Origin of the sequence: Xanthobacter aminoxidans (genome assembly GCF_043193615.1) — a bacterium.
GTDB lineage: Bacteria > Pseudomonadota > Alphaproteobacteria > Rhizobiales > Xanthobacteraceae > Xanthobacter > Xanthobacter aminoxidans.
Map to the genome: position 1 here is coordinate 201,154 of NZ_JBAFUS010000005.1, position 12,037 is coordinate 213,190.

Consider the following 12,037-nt stretch of genomic DNA (forward strand, 5'->3'; position numbering starts at 1 on the left):
TTGGAAAACGCAGGAAAACAAGCCGAGCCGCCACCAAATAGCCGCCGCGTTGCGTTAGATTTGCTACACCTCAGATCGCTAAGTCGCAGAATCGAATCGGAAGTCCCCATGGCCGAACCCGTGCCCGCCGAGTCCCCCGACGACTACGGCGCCCAGTCCATCCAGGTGCTCAAGGGCCTCGATGCGGTCCGCAAGCGTCCCGGCATGTACATCGGTGACACGGACGACGGCTCGGGCCTGCACCACATGGTCTACGAGGTGGTGGACAACGCCATCGACGAGGCCCTGGCCGGCTGGGCCAAGGAAGTCACCGTCACGCTGGAGGCCGACGGCTCGGTGACCGTGACCGACGACGGCCGCGGCATCCCCACCGACCTGCACCCCGAGGAAGGGGTTTCCGCCGCCGAGGTCATCATGACCCAGCTGCATGCGGGCGGTAAGTTCAACCAGAATTCCTACAAGGTCTCCGGCGGCCTGCACGGCGTGGGCGTCTCGGTCGTGAACGCCTTGTCCACGACGCTTGACCTCACCATCTGGCGCGACGGCAAGGAGCACTTCATGCGCTTCCGCCACGGCGACGCAGAGGCGCCGCTGAAGGTGGTGGGCGCGGCGCCGGCCGGCAAGCGCGGCACGAAGGTGACGTTCACGCCTTCGCCCCAGACCTTCACCCGCATCGAGTTCGACTACGCGACGCTGGAGCATCGCCTGCGCGAGCTAGCCTTCCTCAATTCCGGCGTGCTCATCGTGCTCACCGACGCGCGCGGCCCCGAGCCGAAGCGCGAGGAGCTGCATTACGAGGGCGGCGTCGAGGCCTTCGTGAAGTATCTCGACCGCAACAAGGCCGCGCTCATCGCCAAGCCCGTGGTGATCCGCGCCGAGAAGGACGGCATCACGGTGGAGGCCGCGCTTTCGTGGAACGACGGCTACCACGAGAACGTGCTCTGCTTCACCAACAACATCCCCCAGCGCGACCGCGGCACCCACTTCACGGGCTTTGCCGCCGCGCTGACCCGGCAGGTGCTGGGCTATGCCAACTCGTCCGGCATCTCCAAGAAGGAGAAGGTGGACCCCACGGGCGAGGATTGCCGCGAGGGCCTCACCGCGGTGCTCTCGGTGAAGGTGCCGGACCCGAAATTCTCCTCCCAGACCAAGGACAAGCTCGTCTCCTCGGAGGTTCGCCCGGTGGTGGAGAACCTGGTCGGCGAGGCGCTCGGCAACTGGTTCGAGGAGAACCCGGTCGAGGCGAAGAACGTGATCGGCAAGGTGGTGGAAGCCGCCGCCGCCCGCGAGGCCGCCCGCAAGGCCCGCGACCTCACCCGGCGCAAGAGCCCGCTGGATGTCGCCTCCCTGCCCGGCAAGCTCGCCGACTGCCAGGAGAAGGACCCGGCCAAGTCCGAGATCTTCATCGTCGAGGGTGACTCGGCCGGCGGCTCCGCCAAGCAGGGCCGCGACCGCGCCTTCCAGGCCGTGCTGCCGCTCCGCGGCAAGATCCTCAACGTGGAGCGCGCCCGCTTCGACAAGATGCTGTCGTCCGAGCAGATCGGCACGCTCATCACCGCGCTCGGCACCGGCATCGGCCGGGACGATTTCGACATCGCCAAGCTGCGCTACCACAAGATCATCATCATGACGGACGCCGACGTGGACGGCGCCCATATCCGCACCCTGCTGCTCACCTTCTTCTTCCGACAGATGCCGGAGATCGTGGATGCAGGCCACCTCTTCATCGCCCAGCCGCCGCTCTACAAGGTCGCGCGCGGCAAGTCCGAGACCTACCTCAAGGACGAGAAGGCGCTGGAGGACTACCTCATCACCACCGGGCTGGAGGAAGCCTCCCTCCATCTCGCCACGGGCGAGGTGCGCACCGGCGCCGACCTCGCCCATGTGGTGGACGTGTCGCGCCAGCTGCGCAGCGCGCTCGGCGGCCTTCATCCCCGCTACAACCGCGCGGTGGCGGAGCAGGCGGCTATCGCGGGCGCCTTCGCTCCGGCGGCGCTGGAAGACGAGGCCACCGGTTCCGCCGCGGCCGCCGAGGTGGCCCGCCGCCTCGATGCGCTGGCGGACGAGACCGAGCGCGGCTGGGCCGGCATCTGCGACGAGACCGGCTATGCCTTCTCCCGCACCGTGCGCGGCGTCGCCGAGGTGGCGCGGCTCGACCATGCCTTCATCGCCTCCCCCGAGGCACGCCGGCTCGACACCCTCGCCCGCGACCTCGACGGCGTGTTCGCCGCCGCCGCGACCCTCAAGCGCCGCAGCGACGAGCAGGTGCTGTTCGGCGCCGTGGACCTGTTCGACGCTGTCACCGATTCCGGCCGCAAGGGCCTCTCGCTCCAGCGCTACAAAGGCCTCGGCGAGATGAACCCCGAGCAGCTGTGGGAGACGACGCTGGACATCAACGCCCGCTCCCTCCTCCAGGTGCGCGTGAAGGAAGTGGACGCCGCCGACGACCTCTTCAGCCGCCTGATGGGTGACACGGTGGAGCCCCGCCGCGAGTTCATCCAGGAGAACGCGCTGCGCGCCAGCGTGGACGTGTGAGGGGACGCGGCCGGGCGCCGCGTCACTCTCCCGGCTTCCGAGGGAAACACCAGCCGGCCTGTAAGCCGGGTTCTGTACGGCGGGCTTGCGCCCGCGTGGCGACCATTCCTCTGGGACGCCGGTTGCCCGGCGCCTCTAGCAGTCAACCCGGACGGCGCCCCGTAGACAGGGGTGGTTTCCCGTGCCGTCCCTATTCGACTTTGCTCCCGGTGGGGTTTGCCGTGCCGCTTCCGTTGCCGGTCGCGCGGTGGGCTCTTACCCCACCGTTTCACCCTGGCCCGTGCACGCACGGGTGGTTTGATTTCTGTGGCACTTTCCCTGGGGTCGCCCCCGCCGGACGTTATCCGGCACCGTGTCTGCGTGGAGCCCGGACTTTCCTCGACACCGAAATGCCGCGGCCGCCCGGCCGGCTGGTGGGGGAGGAATGGGGTGTTAGGGCCGGGGCGTCAAGGGGCGTAAGCCGGCGAAACGCCTTCACCCCACCAGTTCGAACCACTCGTCCTCGGTAATCACCTTCACTCCCAGCGCCTGCGCCTTCTCCAACTTCGAGCCCGCGCCGGGGCCGGCCACCACGAGGTCGGTCTTGGCCGAGACGGAGCCGGCGACCTTGGCGCCCAGCCGCTCGGCCATGGCCTTCGCCTCGTCGCGGGTCATCTTTTCCAGCGAGCCGGTGAAGACCACGGTTTTGCCGGCCACCGGGCTTTCGGCGGCGACGCGCTCCATGGGGGCGGGCGTCACCTCCGCCAGCAGGGCGGCGACCACCTCGCGGTTGCGCGGTTCGTGGAAGAACTCGATGACGGCTTCCGCCACCACGTCGCCCACGCCGTCGATGGCCAGCATCTCCTGCCAGGCGTCATTGCCCTTGGGGTGCTCCTCGCCGGGGATGACGGCGGCGAGCGCCCCGGCTTCCAGCGCTTCCACCGTGCCGTAATGGCGCATGAGGCGCTTGGCGTTGGTCTCGCCCACATGGCGGATGCCGAGGGCGAAGACGAAGCGGTCCACCGCCACGTTCCGCCGCGACTGGATGGCCGCGAACAGGTTCGCCGCCGAGGTCTTGCCCCAGCCCTCACGGTTTTCCAGCCGCTGGAGGGAGCGCGCGTTGCGCGCTTCCAACGTGAAGATGTCGGCCGGTGAGGCGATCAGCCCCCAGTCGTAGAAGGCGCGCACCTGCTTCTCGCCGAGCCCCTCAATGTCGAAGGCGTTGCGCGAGACGAAGTGGCGTAGCCGTTCCACCATCTGCGCCGGGCAAATGAGGCCGCCGGTGCAGCGGCGCACCACGTCCATCTTGCCGGTCTTGGTGTCCACCTCGCGCACCGCATGGGAGCCGCAGGCGGGGCACAGGGTGGGAAATTCGTAAGGCTTCGACTCCGCCGGCCGCTTCTCTTCGATCACCCGCACCACCTGCGGGATCACATCGCCGGCGCGCTGGACCACCACCGTGTCGCCGACGCGGATGTCCTTGCGGGCGATCTCGTCCTCGTTGTGCAGGGTGGCGTTGGCCACCACCACGCCGCCCACCGTCACCGGCAGCAGCTTCGCCACCGGGGTGAGGGCGCCGGTGCGGCCCACCTGGATGTCGATGGCTTCCAGCACCGTGGTCGCCTGCTCGGCCGGGAACTTGTGGGCGATGGCCCAGCGGGGCGAGCGGGAGACGAAGCCGAGGCGCCGTTGCAGGTCGAGCCGGTCCACTTTGTAGACCACGCCGTCGATGTCATAGGGCAGGCTCGCCCGCTGCGCCTCGATGGAGCGGTAATGGGCGATCAGCTCCGCCGCGCTGGTCACGCGCACCATGAGCGGGTTGGTGGAGAAGCCCCAGCGGGCGAAGGCCTCCACCATGCCATGCTGGGTTTCGGCCGGAAGCGGCGTCGCCTCGCCCCAGGCATAGGCGAAGAACTTCAGCGGCCGCGATGCCGTGATGGCGGGGTCGAGCTGGCGCAGCGAGCCGGCGGCGGCGTTGCGCGGATTGGCGAACACCTTCTCTTCCGCCGCCGCCTGCCGCGCGTTCAGCGCCTCGAAATCGGCCTTCGCCATGTAGATCTCGCCGCGCACGTCGATGACGTCCGGCACGCCACGGCCATGGAGCCGGTCGGGGATATCGGCGATGGTGCGCACATTGGCGGTGACGTCCTCGCCCTCGGTGCCGTCGCCTCGGGTGGCGGCCACCTCGAGGCGACCCGCCACGTAGCGCAGCGAGCAGGAAAGCCCGTCGATCTTCGGCTCTGAGGTGAAGGCCACCTCCTCCTCCGCCCCGAGCCCGAGGAAGCGCTTCACCCGCGCCACAAACTCCTCGACCTCATTGTCGGAAAAGGCGTTCTGCAGCGAGAGCATGGGCACGCCATGCACCACCTTGCCGAACTTCTCCGACGGCGCTGCGCCCACCTTGGCGGAAAGGCTGTCCTCGCCCACGAGGCCGGGAAAGCGCGCCTCGATGGCCTCGTAGCGGCGGCGCAGGGCGTCGTATTCGGCATCGGAGACGAGCGGCGCGTCCTCGCGATAATAGGCCGCGTCGTGGCCCTTGATCTCCTCGGCGAGGGCCGCGTGCTCGGCGGCGGCGTCGGAGGGCGAGAGGTCCTCCACGGTGAGGGAGCGCAGGGGCAAAGCGGGCTTGGTCATCGTCGGCGGTTCCCGGCAGGCGTCCGCCGTCGCCGGCGGGGGCAGGAGCTATATCCCCTCCGTCTGGTTTTCGATCAATGTCGCGTTCTTGAAAAATGTCTAAGGTACGCCGACGCGAATCTCATGGGGGATGAAATGGTCAGGGTGTCCCGATACACGCGCCGGCTTGCGGCGCTTGCCGCCGCCACTTTTCTCGGCGCCGCAACGCCGGCTCTGGCGCAGTTCGCCCCCGACCCGTCAGCCGATCCGGCCCTCGTGGCACGCGGCGAATACATCGCCAAGGCGGCGGACTGCATGCCCTGCCACACCGGGGACAAGTCCAAGCCCTTCGCCGGCGGCCTCGCGCTGAACACGCCCTTCGGCGCCATCTACTCGCCCAACATCACGTCCGACCGCACCACCGGCATCGGCCTGTGGACCTACGACCAGTTCGTGAACGCGGTGCGCAACGGCATCCGTAAGGACGGGGCCTATCTCTACCCGGCCATGCCGTTCGACGCGTACACCGAGATCACCGACGACGACATGAAGGCCCTGTGGGCCTATGCGCGCGCCATCCCGCCGATCCCGAACACCCCGCCGGACAACCAGCTGGAATTCCCGTTCAACATCCGCCTCGGGATGCTGGCGTGGCGCGAGCTGTTCTTTGACCAGGGCCGCTTCCACCCGACCGCGGGCAAGAGCGCCGAGTGGAACCGCGGCGCCTACCTCGTCAACGCGCTGGGCCATTGCGGCGATTGCCACACCCCGCGCAACCTGATGGGCGCGACCAAGGCCAAGGCCGCGTTCCTCGGCGCCGACATCGACGGCTTCTGGGCGCCCGACATCGACACCGCCTCGCTCAAGAAGACCTGGACGCCGGAGACGCTGACCACTTTCTTCGCCACCGGCTCCGTGCCGGGCAAGACCTCCGTGTTCGGCCCCATGGCCGAGGTGATCCATGATTCCGTGAGCAAGATGACCGCGCAGGACCGTGCCGCGCTCGTCACCTACCTGTTCGATGCGCCGCCCCCGGCCGACAAGCCGGCGGTGCAGAAGGCGTCCCCGCTTTCCGCCGACGTCTACGCGCGGGCGTCCAAGCTCTACATCGACAATTGCGCCGTCTGCCACATGGACAAGGGCGCCGGCCGCACCGACACCATCCCCGCGCTCGCCGGCAACCCGGCCGTGATCGCGGCCGAGCCCTACAACATCATCATGGCGGTGCTGGGCGGCCTGCCGGCGGGCGGCACCTACGGTGCCATGCCCTCCTTCGCCGGCCGGCTCAACGACCAGCAGGTGGCGGACCTCGCCAATTACGTGCGCACCTCGTGGGGCAATACAGCCGCGCCGAACGTGACCCCCTCCATGGTCGCGGCATGGCGCGCCGCCGCGGCGCCGGACTACGGCACGCAGGCGGCCTCCGCCTTCACCTGCCCCGACGTGGGCGGTGCTCCCGGCTCGGATGGCCCGGATGCGAAGGCGGTGGCCGCGCTCTCGGCCATGATGGCCGGCGGCCAGCGCTCCATTCCCATGATGGTGGACACCTACAAGGCCGCCTCAGGCTCGTCCGGCTCGGGCACGATCGTGGATGCGCTCACCGCCGCCTATTGCCCCGTTGTGGCCAAGAGCAACGCGCCCGACTGGCAGAAGACCGCCGAGCTGCGCCGCTTCACCCTTCAGGCCGCCATGGAAGTGTCGCGCCGCACCATCTCCGGTCCGGTGGACAGCCAGCCCATCGCCTGGGCGCTGCCGGTGGGTCCCGGCCTCGTGCTGAAGGAGCCGGCGAGCCTCGCCGACAAGCTGGCCTGCCCGGCCGATGACGGCAAGGCAGTGCCGACCGACCTCTCGGCGGGAGCGGCCAAGCTGCTCACCGGCGTGAAGCCCCCCATGCAGGGCGCGGCCATCGCCTCCGCGGCGACCACGCTCTACCAGCAGAACCCGAAGGCCCGGCCGTCCGACGTCGCCAACGCCCTCATCGCCTCCTATTGCCGGATCGTGACGGGGGTGAAGACCTCGGTGGCGGAGCAGAACGCGCTGCTCAACCAGTTCGCCGGCCAGGCGGTGCAGACGCTCCAGTTGCTGCCCCCGCGCAAGACGGTGGTGGAGGCTGCCCCGGCCGCGACGCCGGCTCCCGCCAAGAAGAAGTGAGGTGCCGGCCGCCCCCGGCGAGGGTGGCCGTTAACCCTGTTTCATGTGAAACGGCCGCTCCGGAAACCGGGGCGGCCGTTTGCTTTTGTGCCGGAAAATCGGAGCGGGGCGGCGCCGGCGGGCGTCAGTCGTGGCTCTGAAGGCCGTCGTGGACGTCGAACACCACGTTGCCCTGCCGCCAGGCGAACGGAGCGCCGGGGGTCTGCACCTTGATCTCGCTCTGGGGAATGAGCTTGTCGCAGAGCATCACCAGGATGTCCTCGATGGGGGCGGTGGTGTCGTTCTCCTCGGTCATGCGATCGATGGAGATCTCGCCGCCTTCCACGCCGTCGTCCTCGATGTGGACGATGAAAATCTCTTCGTGGCCGTGGATGCCGTGGGCGGTGACGCGGAACGTTTCTCCCTGATACTCAAATTCCCGGACCATTGTTCATTCTCACTGCTGTCATTGAAAAATACGCTGGGACGCAACGGTACTGGCGGGGCAACCCCCAAAAAACGGCGAAATCTAGAATCGTGACTATGGATTGGTCAAGGCCTGATCGGCCCGGGTCAAATTGATGAAATAATAAGCAAAAGATCGGTGCCCGTTATCGCGCCGCCGTTTCCCGGGCACGCACCACCAGTTGCTCCGCCGTGGGCAGGATGCCGGCGACGATGCGGTCCACGCCCTCGGGCGTGGGATGGAGCCCGTCCGGCAGGTTCAGCGCCCGGTCGCCGGCGATGCCTTCGAGGAAGAAGGGATAGAGCAGCACGCCCTCGGCTTCGGCGATGTCCGGGAATATCCTGTCGAACGCCTCGCGGTAGGGCCGGCCCATGTTGGGCGCCGCCTTCATGCCGGCGAGGAGCACCGTGATGCCGCGCTTGCGCAGCCGTTGGACGATCTCGGTGAGCGCCTTGCGCGTCACGGCCGGGTCGAGCCCGCGCAGCATGTCGTTGGCGCCCAGCTCCACGATCACCGCGTCCGTGCCCTGGGGCACCGACCAGTCGAGGCGGGCGAGGCCCTGGCTCGCCGTCTCGCCGGAGACGCCGGCATTCTCCACTTTCACATCCAGCCCCTTCGCCCTCAGCGCGGCTTCCAGCCGGGCGGGAAAGGCGGCGGTGCGCGGAATGCCGTAGCCGGCGGTCAGGCTGTCGCCAAAGGCGACGATGCGCAGCGGCGCCGCCGCCGCCCCTGACGCGAACGTGAAGACGAGGAAAGCGGCGATCAGCCCCGTCACCGCCTTAAATGACAGGTCCCATGGGGCAACCGGCAGGTCTCTCTTTCCTCCCTGCCCGACCCCACGCAGCACCGGACGCACGGCAAACCCTGGCATGGACGATATTTCCTCTCCGCTTCGCACCATCGCGCTGAAGCATGTGGACCTTTCCCTCGGTACCGGGGCGGCCCGGGTTCATGTCCTGAAGGACATCTCTGTCGAGATCGGGGCAGGCGAGGCGGTGGGCCTCGTCGGGCCGTCGGGGTCCGGCAAGTCGACGCTGCTCATGGTGATGGCCGGGCTGGAGCGGGTGGATTCGGGGCAGGTGAACGTCGCCGGCACGGATATCACGCGCCTCGGCGAGGATCCGCTGGCGCGCTTCCGTGGCCGGCATGTGGGCATCGTCTTCCAGTCCTTCCACCTCATCCCGACCATGACCGCGCTGGAGAACGTGGCGGTGCCGCTGGAACTCGCCGGCCGCGCCGACGCCTTCGACCGTGCGCGGCAGGAACTCGCCAATGTGGGCCTCGCCGAGCGGGCGCAGCATTATCCGGGCCAGCTGTCCGGCGGCGAGCAGCAGCGCGTGGCGCTCGCCCGCGCCCTCGCCCCCGAGCCGCCCATCCTCGTCGCCGACGAGCCCACCGGCAATCTGGACGAGGCCACCGGCCGGCAGGTGATGGACCTCATCTTCTCCGTCCACCGCGCCCGCGGCACGACGCTGGTGCTCGTCACCCACGATGCGGCGCTCGCCCGCCGGTGCAGCCGGGTGCTGCGCCTGCGCTCGGGGGCGATCGAGGAGGACAGCAAGTCCGGCCTCGAGGTGGCCGCCCGATGAGCCTCGCCACCTCGCGGCTCCCCGTGCCGCTGCGTCTCGCCCTGCGTGAATTGCGCGGCGCGCGGCGGGGCTTCGGCATCTTCCTCGGCTGCCTCGTGCTGGGCGTGACCGCAATCGCCGGCATCGGCTCGTTCGCCGGCGCCCTCACCCAAGGGCTGGAGCGGGAGGGCCGCGCCATCCTCGGCGGCGACGCCGGCTTCAGCGTCGTGCAGCGGGAGATGACGGCGGATGAGCGCTCCAGCCTCGACCGCCACGGCACCCTCGGCTCCGTCGCCCTGCTGCGCGCCATGGCCCGGACCGAGGCGGGCGATGCCTCCCTCGCCGAGGTGAAGGCGGTGGACGGCACCTATCCCCTCGTCGGCACGGTCGGGCTCGACCCGCCCATGCCCGTTGCGGACGCATTGAAGGAAAAGAACGGCGTGTTCGGCGCCGCCGCCGATCCGGTGCTGCTCGGCCGGCTCGGCGTGAAGACCGGGGATCGCATCCGGCTGGGCGACGCCACCTTCGAGGTTCGCGCCACGCTCACCAGCGAGCCGGACAAGCTCTCCTCCGGCGTCGGCCTCGGCGCCCGCCTCCTCATCTCCCAGGCCGCGCTCCCGGCCACCGGCCTCATCCAGCCCGGCAGTCTCGTGCGCTGGAGCTACCGGCTGCTGCTGGACAATCCCGCCCCCGAGAACCTGAAGGCGGTGATGGGGGAGGTGCGCGAGCCCATGGGCCGCGCCGGCTTCGAGGTGCGCACCCGCGACGGCGCGACGCCCCAGCTTGCGCGCAATGTGGGGCGCATCAGCCAGTTCCTCACCCTCGTAGCCCTCACCGCGCTGCTGGTGGGCGGGGTGGGCGTCGCCAATGCGGTATCGAGCCATCTCGCCGGCAAGCTGGAGGTCATCGCCACCCTGAAGGCGGTGGGCGCGACCCGGCGCGACGTCTTCCTCACCTACGGCGCGGAGATCGGCCTCATCTCCGCCTTCGGCATCGTGCTCGGCCTCATTCTGGGTGCGGCGCTACCCTTCGCCGCCACCGCCGCCATCGGCGCGCTCGTGCCGTTTCCCCTCGATCCGCAGCTCGATTGGGCGGCGCTGGCGCGAGCGGCGCTCTACGGGCTGGTGGTTGCCGCCGTGTTTTCGGTGATCCCGCTGGCGCGGGCGCAGGAGGCGCGGGTTTCGGCGCTGTTCCGGGATGGCATCGGCGAGATGCGGCGGCGCATTTCCCTGCCTTATCTGCTGCTCGTCGGCGGCCTCGGGGCGGCGCTGGTGGTGCTCGCCCTTTTCACCTCCGACGACAAAAGGGCCGCCGCGATCTTCCTCGCCGCCGCCGCCGCCGTATTCGTGCTGCTGCGGCTGGTCGCCTCCGGCCTCATGGCCCTCGCCCGGCGGGCGCCCCGGCCACGCGGCGCGGCAGCGCGCCTCGCCCTCGGCAACATCCACCGGCCCGGCGCGCTCACGCCTTCGGTCGTGCTCTCGCTGGGGCTGGGCCTGTCGCTGCTGGTGGGCATCTCGCTGGTGGACGCGAGCCTCAACCGCGAGCTGAACGGCCCGGTGCGCGAAAACGCGCCGAGCTTCTTCTTCGTCGACGTGCCGAACAGCGAGGAAGCCGAATTCCGCGCCTTCCTCGCCGAGCAGGCGCCGGGGGCGGTGGTGAAGTCGGTGCCCATGCTGCGCGGGCGCATCACCCATGTGAAGGACATCCCCGCGGAAGAAGTGAAGCCCCGCCCCGATGCCGCCTGGGTGCTGCAGAGCGACCGCGGCATCTCCTCCTCCGCCACCGTGCCCGAGGGCTCCACCGTGGTGGACGGGAAGTGGTGGACGGGAGACGAGACCGAGCCCCTCGTCTCCTTCGACAGCGAACTGGCCACCGGCCTCGGCCTCCAGCTCGGCGACACGGTGACGGTGAGCGTGCTGGGCCGCAGCGTCACCGCCCGCATCGCCAACCTGCGACAGGTGAAGTGGGAGCGGCTCGGCATCAATTTCGTCATGGTGTTCTCGCCCGCGACCTTCGCCGGCGCGCCCTATACGGTGCTCGCCACCCTCGCCTTCCCGGATGGCGGCGACACGGCGCGGGAGATCGCGCTGCTGAAAGCCATGGCGGCGCGCTTCCCTGCCATCACCACGGTGCGGGTGAAGGAGACGCTGGAGGAAGCACAGCGGATGCTGGACAACCTCTCCCTGGGCATCCGCGCGGCCAGCCTCGTCACCCTCATCACCTCCGTCCTGGTGCTCGCCGGGGCGCTCGCCGCCGGGCGCGAGCGGCGCATCTATGATGCGGTGATCCTCAAGACGCTGGGCGCCACCCGTGGCCGGCTGACCCTCGCCTATGGCCTCGAATACGCCGGCCTCGGCCTCGCCACCGCCATCGTCGCGGCTGCGGCGGGCACGGCGGCGGCCTGGGGTGTGGTGACGCAGGTGATGGACATCCCCTTCACCTTCGCCCCCCTTCCCGCCTTCGGCGCAGTGGTGGCGGCGCTGGCGGTGACGCTGGTGGTCGGGCTGCTGGGTACCCTTCGGGCACTTTCGGCGCCCCCTGCGCGGGTGCTTCGACACCTTTAGCCAAGTATTTGACGGTACGTTATTCTTCGCCGGCTCCACGAAATATTTACCGGCATTCGTGGAGGAATGGTACCAAACTGCACCGCGCCGACGCCTCGCGAATCGGCGCGGCCCCGGATGCGCGCCGCTTCCGGCACGATCCCGGACAGACCGGCCGGCACTCCGCCGGACCGCACAGGGAG

The 12,037-nt window shown here is 69.4% G+C and carries 7 protein-coding genes and 1 other RNA gene; 4 read left to right on the forward strand and 4 right to left on the reverse strand.

Annotated elements, in window-relative coordinates; genetic code table 11:
* Positions 1 to 108: 108 nt before the first annotated feature.
* Positions 109 to 2,535 (forward strand): DNA topoisomerase (ATP-hydrolyzing) subunit B, encoded by a 2,427-nt coding sequence (gene gyrB / locus V5F74_RS21470; protein WP_394009940.1) that lies wholly within the window; start codon positions 109 to 111, stop codon positions 2,533 to 2,535.
* 45 nt (positions 2,536 to 2,580) lie between these two features.
* Here the strand turns inward: gyrB and rnpB are convergent.
* Together rnpB and ligA are read right to left on the reverse strand one after the other, a co-directional pair.
* Positions 2,581 to 2,949: RNase P RNA component class A (gene rnpB / locus V5F74_RS21475), an RNA gene on the reverse strand.
* A gap of 60 nt (positions 2,950 to 3,009) precedes the next feature.
* Positions 3,010 to 5,148: an NAD-dependent DNA ligase LigA gene (ligA, locus tag V5F74_RS21480; protein ID WP_394009941.1), complete on the reverse strand. Its 2,139-nt coding sequence runs from the start codon at positions 5,146 to 5,148 to the stop codon at positions 3,010 to 3,012.
* A gap of 135 nt (positions 5,149 to 5,283) precedes the next feature.
* Between ligA and V5F74_RS21485 the strand changes: the two genes are divergently transcribed.
* A complete protein-coding gene (locus tag V5F74_RS21485) occupies positions 5,284 to 7,278 on the forward strand; it encodes a c-type cytochrome (protein WP_394009942.1) in 1,995 nt (664 codons plus the stop codon).
* Between the two features lie 124 nt (positions 7,279 to 7,402).
* Here the strand turns inward: V5F74_RS21485 and V5F74_RS21490 are convergent, their stop codons facing one another.
* Positions 7,403 to 7,705 (reverse strand): hypothetical protein, encoded by a 303-nt coding sequence (locus V5F74_RS21490; RefSeq protein ID WP_394009943.1) that lies wholly within the window; start codon positions 7,703 to 7,705, stop codon positions 7,403 to 7,405.
* Positions 7,706 to 7,868: 163 nt separating this feature from the next.
* On the reverse strand, positions 7,869 to 8,594 hold the full coding sequence (locus V5F74_RS21495) for an arylesterase (RefSeq protein ID WP_081837521.1): 726 nt from the start codon (positions 8,592 to 8,594) through the stop codon (positions 7,869 to 7,871).
* On the opposite strand from V5F74_RS21495, the gene V5F74_RS21500 reads away from it, so the two are divergent.
* Both V5F74_RS21500 and V5F74_RS21505 read left to right on the forward strand, forming a co-directional pair.
* Positions 8,593 to 9,312 (forward strand): ABC transporter ATP-binding protein, encoded by a 720-nt coding sequence (locus V5F74_RS21500; RefSeq protein WP_394009944.1) that lies wholly within the window; start codon positions 8,593 to 8,595, stop codon positions 9,310 to 9,312. The genes V5F74_RS21495 and V5F74_RS21500 overlap by 2 nt on opposite strands.
* A complete protein-coding gene (locus V5F74_RS21505) occupies positions 9,309 to 11,855 on the forward strand; it encodes an ABC transporter permease (protein WP_394009945.1) in 2,547 nt (848 codons plus the stop codon). Before V5F74_RS21500 ends, V5F74_RS21505 begins: the two co-directional genes overlap by 4 nt.
* The last annotated feature ends 182 nt before the right edge of the window (positions 11,856 to 12,037 follow it).